This window comes from Citrobacter sp. RHB21-C05 (assembly GCF_013889015.1).
GTDB classification, from domain to species: Bacteria; Pseudomonadota; Gammaproteobacteria; order Enterobacterales; family Enterobacteriaceae; genus Citrobacter_A; species Citrobacter_A sedlakii.
On sequence record NZ_CP057611.1, the window covers coordinates 867,870 to 885,039 of the forward strand.

Annotated in this window: 11 protein-coding genes and 3 tRNA genes; 8 read left to right on the forward strand and 6 right to left on the reverse strand. The window is 56.5% G+C overall.

The window, feature by feature from the left end:
* Positions 1–34 precede the first annotated feature (34 nt).
* From ptrA to recD, 3 genes are read left to right on the forward strand one after another with little or no spacing between them, the layout of a single operon-like run.
* Positions 35–2,923 carry a pitrilysin gene (ptrA, locus tag HVX72_RS04140; RefSeq protein WP_060569433.1) on the forward strand — a complete coding sequence of 963 codons (2,889 nt, stop codon included), beginning with the start codon at positions 35–37 and terminating at the stop codon, positions 2,921–2,923.
* Positions 2,916–6,461: an exodeoxyribonuclease V subunit beta gene (gene recB / locus HVX72_RS04145; RefSeq protein WP_181822597.1), complete on the forward strand. Its 3,546-nt coding sequence runs from the start codon at positions 2,916–2,918 to the stop codon at positions 6,459–6,461. Before ptrA ends, recB begins: the two co-directional genes overlap by 8 nt.
* A complete protein-coding gene (gene recD, locus HVX72_RS04150; protein WP_181822598.1) occupies positions 6,458–8,284 on the forward strand; it encodes an exodeoxyribonuclease V subunit alpha in 1,827 nt (608 codons plus the stop codon). Before recB ends, recD begins: the two co-directional genes overlap by 4 nt.
* A gap of 40 nt (positions 8,285–8,324) precedes the next feature.
* Here recD and argA read toward each other — a convergent pair whose 3' ends face one another.
* The gene (gene argA / locus HVX72_RS04155) at positions 8,325–9,656 is read right to left on the reverse strand and encodes an amino-acid N-acetyltransferase (RefSeq protein ID WP_042288887.1); all 1,332 of its coding nucleotides are present in this window, start codon (positions 9,654–9,656) and stop codon (positions 8,325–8,327) included.
* Positions 9,657–9,890: 234 nt separating this feature from the next.
* Between argA and amiC the strand changes: the two genes are divergently transcribed.
* Positions 9,891–11,144 (forward strand): N-acetylmuramoyl-L-alanine amidase AmiC, encoded by a 1,254-nt coding sequence (amiC, locus tag HVX72_RS04160; RefSeq protein ID WP_042288884.1) that lies wholly within the window; start codon positions 9,891–9,893, stop codon positions 11,142–11,144.
* A 110-nt stretch (positions 11,145–11,254) separates the two neighbouring features.
* Here the strand turns inward: amiC and HVX72_RS04165 are convergent.
* The 3 genes from HVX72_RS04165 to HVX72_RS04175 form a co-directional block, all read right to left on the reverse strand.
* A tRNA-Met gene (locus HVX72_RS04165) sits at positions 11,255–11,331 on the reverse strand.
* A gap of 42 nt (positions 11,332–11,373) precedes the next feature.
* Positions 11,374–11,450 (reverse strand) — tRNA-Met (locus HVX72_RS04170).
* Positions 11,451–11,493: 43 nt separating this feature from the next.
* Positions 11,494–11,570, reverse strand: a tRNA-Met gene (locus HVX72_RS04175).
* Between the two features lie 207 nt (positions 11,571–11,777).
* Between HVX72_RS04175 and mltA the strand changes: the two genes are divergently transcribed.
* Both mltA and tcdA read left to right on the forward strand, forming a co-directional pair.
* The gene (mltA, locus tag HVX72_RS04180) at positions 11,778–12,875 is read left to right on the forward strand and encodes a murein transglycosylase A (RefSeq protein WP_181822599.1); all 1,098 of its coding nucleotides are present in this window, start codon (positions 11,778–11,780) and stop codon (positions 12,873–12,875) included.
* 77 nt (positions 12,876–12,952) lie between these two features.
* Entirely contained in the window at positions 12,953–13,759 is an 807-nt protein-coding gene (gene tcdA, locus HVX72_RS04185) for a tRNA cyclic N6-threonylcarbamoyladenosine(37) synthase TcdA (RefSeq protein WP_060569367.1), read from the forward strand.
* 63 nt (positions 13,760–13,822) lie between these two features.
* On the opposite strand, the gene csdE is transcribed toward tcdA, so the two are convergent.
* Both csdE and csdA read right to left on the reverse strand, forming a co-directional pair.
* A complete protein-coding gene (gene csdE, locus HVX72_RS04190) occupies positions 13,823–14,272 on the reverse strand; it encodes a cysteine desulfurase sulfur acceptor subunit CsdE (RefSeq protein WP_181822600.1) in 450 nt (149 codons plus the stop codon).
* Complete coding sequence (gene csdA, locus HVX72_RS04195; RefSeq protein WP_181822601.1) at positions 14,269–15,477, reverse strand: cysteine desulfurase CsdA; 1,209 nt, start codon at positions 15,475–15,477, stop codon at positions 14,269–14,271. Before csdA ends, csdE begins: the two co-directional genes overlap by 4 nt.
* A gap of 191 nt (positions 15,478–15,668) precedes the next feature.
* On the opposite strand from csdA, the gene HVX72_RS04200 reads away from it, so the two are divergent.
* Complete coding sequence (locus tag HVX72_RS04200) at positions 15,669–15,896, forward strand: YgdI/YgdR family lipoprotein (protein WP_012906999.1); 228 nt, start codon at positions 15,669–15,671, stop codon at positions 15,894–15,896.
* A 350-nt stretch (positions 15,897–16,246) separates the two neighbouring features.
* The gene (gene gcvA, locus HVX72_RS04205) at positions 16,247–17,164 is read left to right on the forward strand and encodes a glycine cleavage system transcriptional regulator GcvA (RefSeq protein ID WP_042288871.1); all 918 of its coding nucleotides are present in this window, start codon (positions 16,247–16,249) and stop codon (positions 17,162–17,164) included.
* Positions 17,165–17,170: the final 6 nt, after the last annotated feature.

Here is a 17,170-nt window from a genome sequence, read left to right on the forward strand (position 1 = left end):
TGCGCAGAAAGAAAGTTAATGATGAGGTTTTTGAATGCCCCGCAGCACCTGGTTCAAAGCGTTACTGTTGTTCGTCGCCTTTTGGGCGCCCTTAAGTCAGGCAGACACCGGTTGGCAACCCATAGCGGAAACTATCCGGAAAAGCGACAAAGATACCCGTCAGTATCAGGCCGTGCGTCTGGATAATGACATGGTGGTTTTGCTGGTATCCGATCCGCAGGCGGTAAAATCCCTCTCTGCGCTGGTGGTACCCGTTGGTTCGCTTGAAGATCCGGAGGCGCATCAGGGGCTGGCGCACTATCTTGAGCATATGTGTCTGATGGGATCGAAAAAATACCCTCAGGCCGACAGCCTTGCTGAATATCTCAAACTGCACGGCGGCAGCCATAACGCCAGCACCGCGCCGTATCGCACCGCTTTTTATCTGGAAGTCGAAAACGACGCTCTGGCCGGAGCCGTTGATCGATTGTCAGACGCCGTCGCACAACCGCTTCTGGATAAAAAATATGCGGATCGTGAACGCAACGCGGTGAACGCAGAGTTGACGATGGCGCGTACCCGTGACGGGATGCGAATGGCGCAGGTCAGCGCAGAAACCATCAACCCTGCGCACCCGGGCTCACGCTTTTCCGGTGGAAACCTGGAAACCCTGAGCGATAAACCCGGAAACCCGGTGCAACAGGCGCTGGTCGACTTCCATAAAAAATATTACTCCGCCAACCTCATGAAAGCGGTGATATACAGCAATAAGCCGCTGCCGGAGCTGGCGAAGATGGCTGCTGAAACCTATGGTCGGGTGCCGAATAAAAACATCGAAAAACCGGCTATCACCGTCCCGGTGGTCACCGACGCGCAAAAAGGGATTATCATCCACTACGTTCCCGCGCTGCCGCGAAAAGTGCTGCGCGTCGAGTTTCGCATCGACAATAACAGCGCGCAGTTTCGCAGCAAAACGGACGAACTGATCGCATATTTGATCGGTAACCGTACGCCAGGCACGCTTTCTGACTGGCTACAAAAGCAGGGGCTGGTGGAAGGTATTCGCGCGGACTCCGATCCGGTAGTGAATGGCAACAGCGGCGTGCTGGCAATTTCGGCCACGTTGACCGACAAAGGGCTGGCCCAACGCGAAGAGGTTGTCGCCGCTATTTTCAGTTACCTCAATCTGCTGCGTGAAAAGGGAATTGATAAGCGCTACTTTGACGAACTGGCGCATGTACTTGACCTCGACTTCCGTTATCCGTCAATTACCCGCGATATGGACTACGTCGAGTGGCTGGCGGATACCATGATCCGCGTACCGGTGGCGCATACTCTCGACGCTGTAAACATTGCCGATCGTTACGACGCCAAAGCGATAAATGCGCGTCTTGGCATGATGACGCCGCAAAATGCGCGTATCTGGTACATCAGCCCGAAAGAGCCGCACAATAAAACCGCTTACTTTGTCGATGCGCCGTATCAGGTTGATAAAATCAGCGAGCAGACGTTTGCCGCATGGCAGAAAAAAGCGCAGGGCATTACCCTGTCGCTGCCGGAGCTTAACCCCTATATTCCTGACGATTTCACCCTGACTAAACCGCAAAAGTCATACACCCGCCCGGCGCTGATTGTCGATGAGCCGGCGCTGCGTGTGGTTTACGCGCCAAGCCAGCACTTTGCCAGCGAACCCAGGGCGGACGTCAGCGTCATTTTGCGCAACCCTAAAGCGATGGACAGCGCCAGAAATCAGGTGATGTTTGCCCTGAATGATTATCTGGCGGGGATCGCGCTCGATCAGTTAAGCAACCAGGCCTCCGTCGGCGGGATCGGCTTTTCCACGAACGCGAATAATGGTCTGATGCTGAATGCCGACGGTTATACGCAGCGCTTGCCGCAGCTTTTCAAGGCGCTGCTTGAAGGGTATTTCACCTATAGCGCGACGGAAGAACAGCTGGAACAGGCGAAATCCTGGTACAGCCAGATGATGGATTCCGCTGAGAAAGGTAAAGCTTACGAGCAAGCCATCATGCCGGTGCAGATGATCTCGCAGGTGCCTTATTTCACCCGCGATGAGCGTCGCGCGCTGCTGCCGTCAATCACGCTGAAAGAGGTGATGGAGTATCGTGAGGCGTTAAAAACCGGCGCGCGTCCGGAGTTCCTGGCTATCGGCAACATGAGCGAGGCGCAGGTGACGTCAATGGCGCGCGATATCCAGAAACAGCTGGGCGCGAACGGCTCTGAGTGGTGTCGTAATAAAGATGTGGTGGTCGATAAAAAGCAGTCCGTGATTTTTGAAAAAGCGGGCAGCAGTACAGACTCCGCACTGGCGGCGGTCTTTGTGCCCACGGGCTACGACGAGTATGCCAGCTCGGCCTACAGTGCGATGCTCGGTCAGATTGTGCAGCCGTGGTTTTACCATCAGCTTCGTACTGAAGAACAACTGGGTTACGCGGTATTCGCTTTCCCGATGAGCGTAGGGCGTCAATGGGGGATGGGCTTCCTCCTGCAAAGCAGCGACAAACAACCTAAGTATTTGTGGGAGCGTTATAAAGCGTTTTTCCCAACGGCGGAAGCAAAACTACGGGCAATGAAGCCGGAAGAGTTTGTGCAGATCCAGCAGGCGATCATTGCGCAAATGGTGCAGGCGCCGCAGACGCTGGGTGAAGAAGCATCGAAAATCAGCAAAGATTTCGATCGCGGCAATATGCGTTTCGATTCGCGTGATAAAATCGTCGCCCAGATAAAACTGCTGACGCCACAGAAGCTCGCGGATTTCTTCCATCAGGCGGTGGTCGCGCCGCAAGGCATGGCGATACTGTCGCAAATTTCCGGTGGTCAGAGCGGGAAGACGGGTTACGCCCGCCCGGAAGGCTGGAAAGTGTGGGATAACGTCAGCGCGTTGCAGCAAACTTTGCCCCTGATGAGTGATAAGAATGAATGATGTTGCCGAGTCCCTTGATCCCCTGCGCTTGCCCCTTACGGGCGAGCGCCTGATTGAAGCCTCGGCGGGGACCGGCAAAACCTTTACCATCGCAGCGCTTTATTTGCGCCTGTTGCTTGGACTCGGCGGTACAGCCGCCTTTCCTCGTCCGCTCACCGTGGAAGAACTCCTGGTGGTGACCTTCACCGAGGCCGCCACCGAAGAACTCCGCGGCCGTATTCGCAGCAATATTCATGAGCTGCGTATCGCCTGCCTGCGCAAGTCCACCGATAACCCGCTTTATGCCAGCCTGCTGGATGAGATCGCCGATACCGAACAGGCGGCCCAGTGGCTGCTGCTGGCTGAGCGTCAGATGGACGAGGCGGCGGTGTTTACTATCCATGGTTTTTGTCAGCGCATGCTGAGCCTGAATGCCTTTGAGTCCGGCATGCTGTTTGAACAGCAATTGATTGAGGACGAATCCCTGCTGCGCTATCAGGCGTGCGCGGATTTCTGGCGTCGCCACTGCTACCCCTTACCGCGTGAAATCGCTCAGGTGGTATTTGAGACCTGGACAGGTCCTAAGTCGCTGCTCGCCGATATCAATCGTTATTTGCAGGGGGAAGCGCCGGTCATTAAAGCGCCGCCGCCCGATGACGAAACGCTAGCCTCCCGTCATGACGCCATCGTCGGACGGATCAACGCGCTCAAGCAAAAGTGGTGTGAATCAGTCGATCAACTGGAGGGGCTGCTGGAATCCTCTGGCATTGACCGGCGCAAATTTAATCGTGGTAATCAGGGTAAATGGATCGAAAAGATCAGCGCCTGGGCGCAGGAAGAGACCCTGAGCTACCAGCTCCCGGACGCGCTGGAGAAATTTTCGCAGCGTTTTTTGCAGGAACGGACCAAAGCGGGCGGCGTCGTGCCGGAACATCCGCTGTTTGTCGCCATTGATGAACTGCTGGCGGAGCCTCTGACCATCCGGGATTTGGTGATCACGCGCGCGCTGGCGGAAATTCGTGAAACGGTTGCCCGCGAAAAGCGCCGCCGCGGCGAACTCGGGTTTGACGACATGCTCAGCAGGCTGGACGCCGCGCTGCGCAGTGAGAGCGGCGATGCGCTGGCTGCCGCCATTCGTACCCGTTTTCCGGTCGCGATGATCGACGAATTCCAGGACACCGATCCCCAGCAATACCGAATTTTCCGCCGTATCTGGCAGCGGCAGCCGGAGACGGCGCTGTTACTGATCGGCGACCCGAAGCAGGCGATATATGCATTTCGCGGCGCGGACATTTTCACGTATATGAAAGCGCGTAGCGAAGTGAACGCGCACTATACGCTCGATACCAACTGGCGTTCCGCGCCAGGAATGGTCAACAGTGTTAACCGACTGTTCGGCCAGATGGACGATGCCTTTATGTTTCGTGAGATTCCGTTCCAGCCAGTTAAGTCTGCCGAAAAAAACCAGTCGCTGCGCTTTGAGTTTCGTGGCGAAGCACAGCCCGCGATGACAATGTGGCTGATGGACGGGGAAGGCTGCGGCGTGGGGGATTACCAGAGCTACATGGCGCAGGTCTGCGCTGCGCAAATCCGCGACTGGCTGGAAGCCGGGCAGCGTGGCGACGCTCTGCTCATCCGCGGTGAGCGTGCGCAAGCGGTGAGCGCGTCCGATATCAGCGTACTGGTCAGAAGCCGCCAGGAAGCCGCGTTGGTGCGCGATGCCCTGACCCTGCTTGCCATTCCTTCTGTCTATCTATCCAACCGCGACAGCGTGTTCGACACGCTGGAAGCCCAGGAAATGCTCTGGGTGCTGCAGGCGGTCATGAACCCGGAGCGGGAAAATACCTTACGTAGCGCGTTAGCTACTTCGATGATGGGACTGAACGCCCGTGATATCGAAACGCTTAATCAAAGCGAAAGCGCCTGGGATCGGGTGGTGGAAGAGTTTGTCGGTTATCGTCAGATCTGGCAGAAGCGCGGCGTCATGCCGATGCTGCGCGCGCTGATGTCGGCGCGTCATATCGCGGAAAACCTGCTGGCAACGGCGGGTGGCGAACGTCGCCTGACCGATATCCTGCACATCAGCGAGCTATTGCAGGAGGCGGCGTCGCAGCTGGAGAGCGAACATGCGCTGGTACGCTGGCTTTCTCAACATATTCTTGAGCCGGACAACAATGCCGCCAGCCAGCAGATGCGTCTGGAAAGCGATAAGCATCTGGTGCAAATCGTCACCATTCATAAATCGAAAGGGCTGGAATACCCGCTGGTGTGGCTGCCGTTTATCACCCACTTTCGCGTTCAGGATCAGGCGTTTTACCATGACCGTCAGTCCTTTGAAGCGGTACTGGATCTCAGCCATGCGGAAGAGAGCATTGCGCTGGCCGAAGCCGAGCGTCTGGCGGAAGATCTGCGGTTGCTTTACGTGGCGCTGACCCGTTCCGTCTGGCACTGTAGCCTGGGCGTTGCGCCTCTGGTGCGCCGCCGGGGCGACAAAAAGGGCGATACCGATGTGCATCTGAGCGCGCTTGGCCGTCTGCTGCAAAAAGGCGAGCCGAAAGACGCCGCCGGGCTTCGCGCCGCGATTGAAGCGCTGTGCGATGAGCATATTCATTGCCGGACCCCGGACGTGATCCGTCCTGAGTCACTGCCAGCCTTCGCGGAAAGCGAGGCGGCGCTGAGCGTTCGTCATGTACTGCGTACCCCCGGCGATAGCTGGCGTGTGACCAGTTATTCCGGCCTGCAGCAGCGCGGACACGGCATCGCTCAGGATCTTATGCCGCGACTGGATATCGATGCCGCAGGCGTCGGCGAGGTGGTGGACGCCCCTGAACTGACGCCGCACCAGTTTCCGCGCGGCGCGTCGCCGGGCACGTTCCTGCACAGCCTGTTTGAAGATCTCGACTTTACCCAGCCGGTTGATCCCGTCTGGGTACGGGAAAAGCTTGAATTGGGCGGCTATGAGGCGCACTGGGAACCGACGCTTACCCAGTGGATCGCGGCGATTTTACGCACGCCCCTCAATGAAACGGGCGTCAGCCTGAACCAGCTTTCGGCGCGTGAAAAACAGGTCGAGATGGAGTTTTATCTGCCGATCGGCAAGCCGCTGGTCGCTGCGGAACTTGATGCGCTTATTCGTCAATATGATCCGCTCTCGGCGGGCTGTCCGCCGCTGGATTTCGCACAGGTTCGTGGGATGCTGAAAGGCTTTATCGACCTGGTGTTTCGTCATCAAGGCCGCTATTACCTGCTGGACTATAAGTCAAACTGGCTGGGCGACAATAGCCAGGCCTACACGCCGGAAGCGATGGCGGCGGCAATGCAGGCACACCGCTACGATTTACAGTATCAGCTTTATACCCTGGCGCTGCATCGCTACCTGCGACATCGCATTGCGGATTATGACTATACGCGCCACGTTGGCGGCGTGATTTATCTGTTTTTACGCGGAGTGGACAGCGAACAGCCGCAGCAGGGGATTTTCACTACCCGCCCTGACAGCGAGCTGATTACCCGCATGGATGAGATGTTTGCGGGTATGACAGAGGAGGAGACGCGATGACGTTACAGGAGCGACTGCTCGACGCAGTGGAACAAAAACAGCTTCGCCCGCTGGACGCGCAGTTTGCGCTGGCGGTAACTGGCGAGAATGAGCCTGCCGTGGCGCTGGCGGCGGCGCTGTTGAGTCGGGACGCCGGAGAGGGGCACGTCTGTTTACCGCTTGCGCGCCTGACGCAGAAGGATGATCTGCCACCGGTGCTGGCCGCCTGCCTGAGTGAGATCGGCGAGCCAGCAGACTGGCGTGAATGTCTGCTGGCCTCCAGCGCGGTCAGCCGCGGCGAGCGTCCCTCGCCGATGATTCTCTACGGCGATCGTTTGTATCTGAATCGCATGTGGTGTAACGAACGGACGGTAGCGCGGTTCTTTAGCGAAGTAAATCAGCCCATTGCGGTAGATGAAGCCCTACTGTCGCAAACGCTGGAAGCGCTATTTCCGGACGCTGATGACATTAACTGGCAAAAAGTGGCGGCGGCGGTCGCGCTGACCCGACGGATTTCGGTGATTTCCGGCGGGCCGGGGACGGGAAAAACCACAACCGTGGCGCGACTGCTGGCGGCGTTAATTCAACTGGCGGACGGCGAGCGATGCCGCATCCGGCTGGCGGCGCCGACGGGCAAAGCGGCAGCGCGGCTGACCGAATCATTAGGCAAGGCCCTGCGCCAGCTTCCGCTGACAGACGAACAGAAAAAACGCATTCCTGAAGAGGCCAGCACGCTGCACCGGCTGTTGGGCGCCCAACCGGGCAGTCAGCGCTTGCGCCATCACGCGGGTAACCCGTTGCATCTGGACGTGCTGGTGGTTGATGAAGCGTCTATGATTGACCTGCCGATGATGTCGCGCCTGATTGACGCGTTGCCGCCGCATGGGCGGGTGATTTTCCTCGGCGATCGCGACCAGCTGGCGTCGGTAGAAGCAGGGGCGGTGCTCGGTGATATCTGCGCGTATGTGAACGCGGGTTATACGCCGGAGCGGGCGCAACAGTTGACCCGCCTGACCGGTATGCCCGTCCCGGCAGGTACCGGTACTGAAGCCGCTTCTCTGCGGGACAGCCTGTGTCTGTTGCAAAAAAGCTATCGCTTTGGCAGCCATTCCGGCATTGGCCAACTGGCGGCGGCGATCAACCGGGGCGATAAGGCGGCGATAAACACCGTCTTTCAGCAGGATTTTGCAGATATTGAGAAACGGATATTGCAGAGCGGGGAAGACTACAGCGCTATGCTTGATGACGCGCTGCGCGGCTACGGACGCTATCTGCAACTGCTTTCACAGCGTGCGGAACCAGACGTAATCATTGAGGCTTTCAATGAATTCCAGTTGCTCTGCGCGCTCCGTGAAGGGCCGTTTGGCGTCAGCGGACTGAATGAACGTCTTGAGCAGGCTATGCAGCAGAAACGGAAAATTCGCCGTCTGCCGCATTCCCGTTGGTATGAAGGGCGGCCAGTTATGATTGCCCGCAACGACAGCGCGCTGGGGCTGTTTAACGGCGATATTGGCATTGCGCTTGAGCGCGGGGACGGCTTACGGGTTTGGTTCGCGATGCCGGACGGCAGCATCAAAGACATACAGCCCAGCCGCCTGCCGGAGCATGAAACAACGTGGGCAATGACGGTGCATAAATCGCAGGGATCGGAGTTCGACCATGCGGCGCTGGTGTTGCCCACCCAGCGCTCGCCGGTGGTGACCCGCGAACTGGTGTACACTGCTGTAACCCGCGCGCGCCAGCGGCTGTCGCTGTATGCCGATGAGCGCATTCTGAGCAGCGCGGTGGCCACCCGCACTGAACGCCGAAGCGGTTTGTCCGCGTTGTTCAATGGCGAAGGCTAACTGTCTGGCCGGAGAAGCGGTTGCGCGTTCCGGCCCCCGCTTATCCTAAATCCGCCATCAGCACTTTTGATCGCCGCTGGTAGTTGTACATCTCTTTTTTGCTTTCCGGCAACAAATCAATGTCCACCGGCGTAAAGCCGCGCTCCTGGAACCAGTGAATGCTGCGGGTGGTGAGTACGAACAGCTTGCTCAGGCCAATTTGCTTTGCCTGGGCGGCAATGCGTTCCAGCAGAACTTCTCCCCGCGAGGAGCTACGGTAGTCCGGATGCACCGCCACGCAGGCCATCTCGCCGATTTTTTCTTCCGGGAAGGGGTACAGGGCGGCGCAGGCGATGGTCATGTTATCGCGCTGAATAATGGTGAATTTGTCGATCTCCATCTCCAGTTGTTCGCGTGAGCGGCGCACCAGGATCCCCTGCTGCTCCAGTGGGCGAATCAGTTCCAGAATGCCGCCGATATCGTTTATGGTCGCGCGACGAATTTGTTCGGCGCTTTCCATTACGATCTGGGTCCCGATGCCGTCACGGGAGAACAGCTCCTGCAACAGCGCGCCATCTTCCTGATAGCTAATCAGATGACAGCGGCGCACGCCGCTGCGACAGGCTTTCACCGCCCCACGCAGAAAACGCACGGTGCCGGAGTTGTAATCGCCTTTTTCTTCCTGCGCCTCAACCCTGGCCTGCGCTTCATTGGGGAACAGTTCAGAGACGATATCGCCGTCCTCGTTGGTCACGCCCTGAGACGAACAGAAGCCAATCATCTTTTCTGCTTTCAGCTTGATCGCCAGTTGGGTGGCGATTTCTTCCGACGTCAGGTTGAAACTTTCGCCAGTCACCGAGACCGCGACCGGGCCCATCAGTACGATCGCGCCGCTGTCTAACTGTCGGTGGATCGCCTCTTCGTCAATACGGCGAATGCGTCCGCTGTGGCAATAGTCGACCCCATCGTCGACGCCCAGCGGCTGCGCGATAATGAAATTCCCGCTGACCACGTTAATGTGCGCGCCCTGGAGCGGCGTATTGTTCAGGCTCATTGATAAGCGCGCAGTGATATCCAGCTGCAAGGTGCCCGCTGCCTGTTTAACCAGTTCCAGTGTTTTGGCGTCGGTGACACGCGTATTTTTGTGATACATCGGCTCATGATGATGCACGGCCAGGTTGGCGTCGATTTGCGGACGCGCGCCATACACCACCACCAGGCGAATGCCAAGGCTATGGAGAAGGCCAATGTCATTGACAATACTGGAAAAGTTTTCATGCTCAATGGCTTCGCCACCAAGCATAATCACAAACGTTTTTCCCCGATGGGTATTGATATAGGGAACAGAATGGCGGAATCCCTGTACCAGTTCGGTTCTACGTTCCTTCACCACGGCCTACCCTCACTGCATGATTATTCGTAATTATTGTATTTTTATTCTGTTTCTTCGCCATGCGCAAGCGCAAATTTTAATCCGGGCAAAGTTTTTTCTCAGTAATACCGTGAATACCAAAAGAATGTTTACCCTTTTATTGATGACAGATTATGCGTCATTCGCTAAAGTTTCCGGTCAATTTGGACGTTTACTCACTCAACACCGTTAAGATTTACTTTGCTCGGGAGAAGCATGTCGGGATCACATCCACCCATCAGCCGCCGTCGATTACTACAAGGGGCGGGCGCCATGTGGCTATTGAGCGTCAGTCAGGTCGGCCTGGCTGCCACCAGTCAGGTCGTTGCGGTTCGTATTTGGCCAGCGTCGAGTTACACCCGTGTGACGGTGGAGTCGAACCGACAGTTGAAGTACAAACAGTTTGCCCTGAGCAATCCTGAGCGCGTGGTGGTGGATATAGAAGGGGTAAATCTGAACTCGGTGCTGAAAGGCATGGGGGCGCAAATTCGTCCTGATGATCCTTATATTAAGTCGGCGCGGGTAGGACAATTCGACCCGCAGACCGTCCGAATGGTGTTCGAACTAAAGCAAAACGTGAAGCCGCAGCTGTTCGCGCTGGCGCCGGTTGCCGGGTTTAAAGAGCGTCTGGTCATGGATCTTTATCCTGTCAATGCGCAGGATATGCAGGATCCATTGTTGGCGCTACTGGAAGATTACAATAAGGGCGATCTGGATAAACAGGTACCGCCTGCGCAGAGCGGGCCGCAACCGGGGAAAGCCGGGCGCGATCGCCCGATTGTGATCATGCTTGATCCGGGACACGGCGGAGAAGACTCCGGGGCGGTCGGCAAATACAAAACGCGTGAAAAAGACGTGGTGTTGCAAATCGCCCGGCGCTTACGCGCGCTGATCGAAAGAGAAGGCAATATGAAGGTCTATATGACGCGGAACGAAGATATCTTCATTCCGCTGAAGGTGCGTGTGGCGAAGGCCCAGAAACAGCGCGCAGACCTGTTTGTGTCGATTCACGCGGACGCCTTTACCAGCCGCCAGCCCAGCGGGTCATCGGTATTCGCGCTTTCCACCAAAGGGGCGACCAGTACGGCAGCGAAATATCTGGCGCAAACGCAGAACGCCTCGGACTTAATTGGCGGCGTGAGCAAAAGCGGTGACCGCTACGTCGACCATACGATGTTCGATATGGTGCAGTCGCTGACCATCGCCGACAGCCTGAAATTTGGTAAAGCGGTGTTGAACAAGCTCGGCAAGATTAACAATCTGCATAAAAATCAGGTCGAACAGGCCGGGTTTGCGGTGCTGAAAGCGCCGGATATTCCGTCGATTCTCGTCGAAACGGCGTTTATCAGTAATATTGAAGAAGAACGCAAGCTTAAAACCGCAAAGTTCCAGCAGGAAGTGGCCGAGTCGATTCTTGCCGGGATCAAAGCCTATTTTGCCGACGGGGCAACATTGGCGAGAAGAGGATAAACAGAGAGGCCGGAGAAGGCGCAGGTGTCGCCGCCCGGCCGCGTTTGGTCACCAGAAAAATCTTTTACGGACCACAGAAACAAAAAAACACCCGTTAAGGTGTTTAGTATTGGTTGCGGGGGCCGGATTTGAACCGACGACCTTCGGGTTATGAGCCCGACGAGCTACCAGGCTGCTCCACCCCGCGTCCGTCTTCTGCTGTGCAGAAAGCACTTCTGTCAAATTTGATTGGTTGCGGGGGCCGGATTTGAACCGACGACCTTCGGGTTATGAGCCCGACGAGCTACCAGGCTGCTCCACCCCGCGTCCGTCTTCTGCTATACAGAAAGCACTGCTATCAAATTTTAATTGGTTGCGGGGGCCGGATTTGAACCGACGACCTTCGGGTTATGAGCCCGACGAGCTACCAGGCTGCTCCACCCCGCGTCCGTGGATGCGCACTATACTCTGCTAACATTTTCATGCAACCCTTTTTTCACCTGGATCACGGTTTAAGGGCGAAATTGAACAAAAACAAGGCACTTCAGTTTAAATTTTGCGCGGAATTTGCGTCAGGCTAACCCTGCTCGTTTCATTAGCTGGCGGGGTTTGTTATCTTCTTTGCGTATGAATGACAGCGAAAAGATGAGAACAATGAAAGGACGTTGGGTAAGTTACCTTTTTTTGGGGGCGGTGGTTGCTATGCTTGCTGCCTGTTCCTCTAAACCGACCGATCGCGGACAGCAGTATAAAGACGGGAAGTTTACCCAGCCTTTCTCACTGGTGAACCAGCCTGACGCCGTTGGCGCCCCCATCAACGCCGGTGATTTTGCCGAGCAGGTGAGCCAGATCCGCAGTGCTTCTCCGCGCCTGTACGGCAGTCAGAGCAGCGTCTATAACGCCGTTCAGGACTGGCTACGCTCCGGCGGCGATACCCGTACCATGCGCCAGTTTGGAATCGACGCCTGGCAGATGGAAGGAGCCGATAACTACGGCAACGTCCAGTTTACCGGTTATTACACACCAGTTGTTCAGGCGCGCCACACGCGTCAGGGCGAATTCCAGTATCCCATTTACCGTATGCCGCCAAAACGCGGACGCTTGCCGTCTCGCGCAGAAATTTACGCTGGCGCGCTGAGCGACAATTACATTCTTGCCTACAGCAATTCTTTGATGGATAACTTCATTATGGATGTGCAGGGCAGTGGCTATATCGATTTTGGCGACGGCTCCCCGCTTAATTTCTTCAGCTATGCAGGGAAAAACGGGCATGCTTATCGCAGTATCGGTAAGGTCCTGATCGATCGCGGCGAAGTGAAGCGGGAAGACATGTCGATGCAGGCGATCCGTCACTGGGGGGAAACGCACAGCGAAGCGGAAGTCCGCGAACTGCTGGAACAAAACCCGTCGTTTGTTTTCTTTAAGCCGCAGTCTTTCGCACCAGTGAAAGGCGCAAGCGCGGTGCCGCTGATTGGCCGGGCTTCCGTTGCCTCTGACCGCAGCATTATCCCGCCGGGGACAACATTGCTCGCTGAAGTCCCGCTGCTCGACAACAACGGCAAATTCAACGGCCAGTATGAGCTGCGTCTGATGGTGGCGCTGGATGTCGGCGGCGCGATAAAAGGCCAGCACTTCGATATTTATCAGGGAATTGGTCCGGACGCCGGACATCGCGCAGGTTGGTATAACCACTATGGTCGCGTCTGGGTGCTGAAAAGCGCGCCTGGCGCTGGTAACGTGTTTAGCGGCTGAATATGGTATTCTGAGCGCTGTTTCTATGGATCAGACAGGGTGAGGGATAACCTCGCCCTTTTTAATTCTGAGGTGGTATGTCAGTAGTAATAAGTGATGCCTGGCGTCAGCGCTTCGGCGGCACGGCGCGTTTGTACGGTGAAAAAGCGCTGCAACTGTTTGCCGATGCGCATATTTGCGTGGTCGGGATTGGCGGCGTTGGTTCGTGGGCGGCAGAGGCGCTGGCGCGTACGGGCATCGGCGCCATTACCCTTATTGATATGGATGACGTCTGCGTCACCAACACTAACCGCCAGATTCATGCCCTGCGCGATAACGTTGGTCTGGCGAAAGCAGACGTCATGGCAGAACGTATTCGCCAGATCAATCCGGAATGCCGGGTCACCGTGGTCGATGACTTTGTCACGCCGGATAATGTCGCGGAATATCTGCGCGCAGGCTTCAGCTATGTCATTGACGCCATTGACAGCGTGCGACCGAAAGCGGCGCTGATCGCGTACTGTCGTCGCAACAAAATTCCGCTGGTCACCACCGGCGGCGCGGGCGGACAGATCGATCCCACTCAGATCCAGGTGACGGATCTGGCGAAAACGATTCAGGACCCGCTGGCGGCAAAGCTGCGCGAGCGGCTGAAAAGCGACTTTGGGGTGGTGAAAAACAGCAAGGGTAAGCTGGGCGTTGACTGCGTATTCTCCACTGAGGCGCTGGTTTATCCTCAGTCAGACGGCAGCGTCTGCGCGATGAAAGCGACCGCGGAAGGACCCAAACGGATGGACTGCGCATCGGGATTCGGCGCGGCGACGATGGTGACCGCCACGTTTGGCTTTGTCGCGGTCTCTCATGCGTTGAAGAAAATGATGGCGAAGGCGGCGCGTCAGGCTTAGTGGGATCCGAAATGGCGCCGGCAATCAGGGAGATGAAGCTGCGCTTATTTTGCCTACGGTTCGTTAAGATCCGGCGTCCTGGGCCGCGACCATAATCGCCTCGTTCAGCGCGTTCAGTCCCTGACTGCGCGACGCGCTCAGTTGCGCGCGCAACCCCAGTTCATCGAAGAACGCCAGCGGTGACTGCGCCAGCAGCTGCGCCGCGGTTTTCCCTTCGACAGCTGTCAGCAACACCGCCAGCAGTCCACGTACAATCCGCCCCTCGCTATCGCCGTAAAAGTGCAGCGCGCCATTTTCTCCACGGGTGTAACCCAGCCAGACGCGATTTTCGCAGCCCGCGATCTCCTTCGCCTGGGCTTTGAGATCGTCGGGCAGCGTCGGCAGCTGTTTTCCCAGTAATATCAACTGGCGGTATTTATCTTCCCACTGGTTGAGCGGCAGGAAGGTCTTGCGCAGCGTCTCTTCATTCACGGTTGTGCCGAACGGGTGTCCGGCAAACATTGGGCTTGTCATTCATCCACCAATAGCTCAAGCGCCCGATCAACGGCGTTGACCAGCGCATCCACATCACTCTTTGTATTATACGGCGCAAATGAGGCGCGCAGGGTACCCGTTACGCCCATTTCCGCCAGCAGCGGCTGGGCGCAGTGCTGTCCGGCGCGCAGGGCGATACCGTATTCCGCCAACAGCGTGATCATATCGCTGTGGTGAATGCCTGCAAAATCAAAGGCCAGCAGGCTGGCGTCCTGACAGCGGAAGGAGCGAAAACCGGGACGCTTCGCCAGCGCGTCTTCCGCCAGCGTCGCCAGCCCGCGGCTCCAGTTTTCCGCCTGGGCAGTATCGGTATCGGCTAACCATTCCAGCGCCGCGCTCATCCCGATGACGCCTGCGACGTTAGGCGTTCCAGCTTCCAGCTTCCACGGCGCGGCCTGAGTAGTGAAGCCGTCAAAGCTGACGGTGTCGATCATCTTACCGCCGCCAAGCCACGGCGACATAGCCGCCAGCAGTTCTGGTTTGCCGTAGAGCACGCCAATTCCCGTTGGACCGTACAGCTTATGCGCGGAAAACGCGTAGAAGTCGATGTCGAGCCGTTGTACATCGGCGGGAAAATGGACCACGCCCTGCGCGCCATCCACCATGACCACCATGCCTGCACGATGGGCAAGGGTAATGGCGCGGGCTAAGTCCGGACAGCCGCCGGTAACGTTCGACATTTGTCCCAGCGCGAGGATGCGGCTACGCGGCGTTATTCTCTCCGCCAGGCGCTCAACGTCCGGTAAAAATTGCGCATCGAGCGGCAATTTAACCACTTTCGCGCCGGTTTGCTCCGCCACCATCAGCCAGGGAACGAGATTGGCGTGATGTTCGGCGGCGCTGACGATGATTTCATCGCCAGGCTGAAGGCGGGGGCGAGCGTAGCTTTGCGCCACCATGTTAATGGCCTCGGTGGCGCCGCGAGTCCAGACGATGGTTTTGTCATTCGGCGCGTTCAGCAGCCGTGCGACCTGCTCCCGGGCGGCTTCGTAGCGCGCGGTAAGGCGTTGAGCTTCGGCAAACTGGCTGCGATGCACGTTTCCGGCGCTCAGGCTGTAGAATTGCTGCGTCGCGTCAATAACGGCCTGTGGCTTCAGCGCCGTGGCGGCGCTGTCGAGATAAACCCCGGCGTCGGCCAGTGCGGGAAACTGCGCGCGAAACTGCGCGGGATTGAAAGCGTTCATGGTATTCCTCAGTTCAGTCAGCCGATCGTGGCGCAATTTTGCCGCCGTGACAAGGCTTGCCTGTCACCAGGAATCTTCTGGATAACCTGGCGAAATCAGACCAGTGTCTTATGCTGAATAGTGTTAGGCAAATGTTTCTGCCTGTTACGGAGTACGTTTTTAATAGCATAAACAGCTTTAAGGAGAAGAAGATGAAAAAGACTGCCGCAATTATTTCTGCATGTATGCTGACTTTTGCCCTGAGCGCCTGTTCCGGTCCGAACTATGTAATGCACACCAACGATGGTCGCAGCATCGTGTCTGACGGTAAACCGCAGACCGATAACGATACCGGGATGATTTCTTACAAAGACGCTAACGGCAACAAACAGCAGATCAACCGTACTGACGTGAAAGAGATGGTCGCGCTGGAAGACTAATCCGTAGCGGACAGGTAAAAAAAAGCACCGCAATTTGGCGGTGCTACATTAATCACTATGGACAGACAGGGTAAATGTACAGGAAGTGAAAAAGGGTAGCTTCGCTACCGTGGTCTGAATCGCAGACCAATTGCAAACACAACAACACAACATCACAACCGTAAGCCAAAAGCCCACCAGAACACGCATTCCGATAAAACTTTTCGTTCCGGCTCAGGAAGTGCCGCCACTATAGGTATTTGCTGGTAGTTCCTCAACGGACAAATTATAATGGCTCAGATAAAAAAAACTAATAGGTTACAGCTTGTAATCTAATTGTTAAATTGTTTTAACATCAAAGTCTAATAGCCATGTCTAAACGTCTTCCACCTCTGAACGCATTACGTGTTTTTGATGCCGCCGCACGGCATCTCAGCTTCACTCGCGCAGCAGAAGAGCTTTTTGTGACGCAGGCCGCAGTAAGCCACCAAATCAAGTCACTTGAGGATTTTTTGGGACTTAAACTGTTTCGGCGACGCAACCGTTCTCTTCTTCTCACCGAGGAAGGCCAAAGCTACTTCCTCGACATCAAAGAGATTTTTTCGCAATTAACCGAAGCGACGCGTAAACTTCAGGCGCGAAGCGCAAAAGGGGCGCTGACGGTCAGTTTATTGCCCAGTTTTGCGATCCAGTGGCTGGTTCCCCGACTCTCTAGCTTTAACTCAGCTTATCCGGGAATCGACGTCAGGATCCAGGCTGTGGACCGTCAGGAAGACAAGCTGTCGGACGATGTCGACGTGGCGATTTTTTATGGTCGCGGCAACTGGCCGGGCTTGCGCGTCGAAAAATTGTACGCAGAATATCTGTTGCCCGTCTGTTCGCCGCTGCTGCTGACGGGGGATAAGCCATTGAAGTCGCCAGAGGATCTGGCGAAGCACACGCTATTGCATGACGCCTCGCGCCGCGACTGGCAAACCTATACGCGCCAGCTGGGCCTGAATCATATTAACGTCCAGCAGGGGCCGATCTTCAGCCACAGCGCGATGGTGCTGCAGGCGGCGATTCACGGTCAGGGCGTTGCGCTGGCGAATAACGTGATGGCGCAATCGGAAATTGAGGCCGGACGTCTGGTCTGTCCGTTTAACGATGTGTTGGTGAGTAAAAACGCATTTTATCTGGTTTGTCATGACAGTCAGGCAGAACTGGGTAAAATAGCCGCCTTCCGTCAGTGGATCCTGGCGAAAGCGGCGGCTGAACAAGAGAAATTCCGCTTTCGCTACGAACAATAACTTACT

Bases quoted from the DNA above. Each gene is read 5' to 3' on its own strand.
- ptrA (WP_060569433.1), top strand. From the start codon at position 35: ATGCCCCGCAGCACCTGGTTCAAAGCGTTACTGTTGTTCGTCGCCTTT.
- recB (WP_181822597.1), top strand. From the start codon at position 2,916: ATGAATGATGTTGCCGAGTCCCTTGATCCCCTGCGCTTGCCCCTTACG.
- recD (WP_181822598.1), top strand. From the start codon at position 6,458: ATGACGTTACAGGAGCGACTGCTCGACGCAGTGGAACAAAAACAGCTT.
- amiC (WP_042288884.1), top strand. From the start codon at position 9,891: ATGTCGGGATCACATCCACCCATCAGCCGCCGTCGATTACTACAAGGG.
- mltA (WP_181822599.1), top strand. From the start codon at position 11,778: ATGAAAGGACGTTGGGTAAGTTACCTTTTTTTGGGGGCGGTGGTTGCT.
- tcdA (WP_060569367.1), top strand. From the start codon at position 12,953: ATGTCAGTAGTAATAAGTGATGCCTGGCGTCAGCGCTTCGGCGGCACG.
- csdE (WP_181822600.1), bottom strand. From the start codon at position 14,272: ATGACAAGCCCAATGTTTGCCGGACACCCGTTCGGCACAACCGTGAAT.
- csdA (WP_181822601.1), bottom strand. From the start codon at position 15,477: ATGAACGCTTTCAATCCCGCGCAGTTTCGCGCGCAGTTTCCCGCACTG.
- HVX72_RS04200 (WP_012906999.1), top strand. From the start codon at position 15,669: ATGAAAAAGACTGCCGCAATTATTTCTGCATGTATGCTGACTTTTGCC.
- gcvA (WP_042288871.1), top strand. From the start codon at position 16,247: ATGTCTAAACGTCTTCCACCTCTGAACGCATTACGTGTTTTTGATGCC.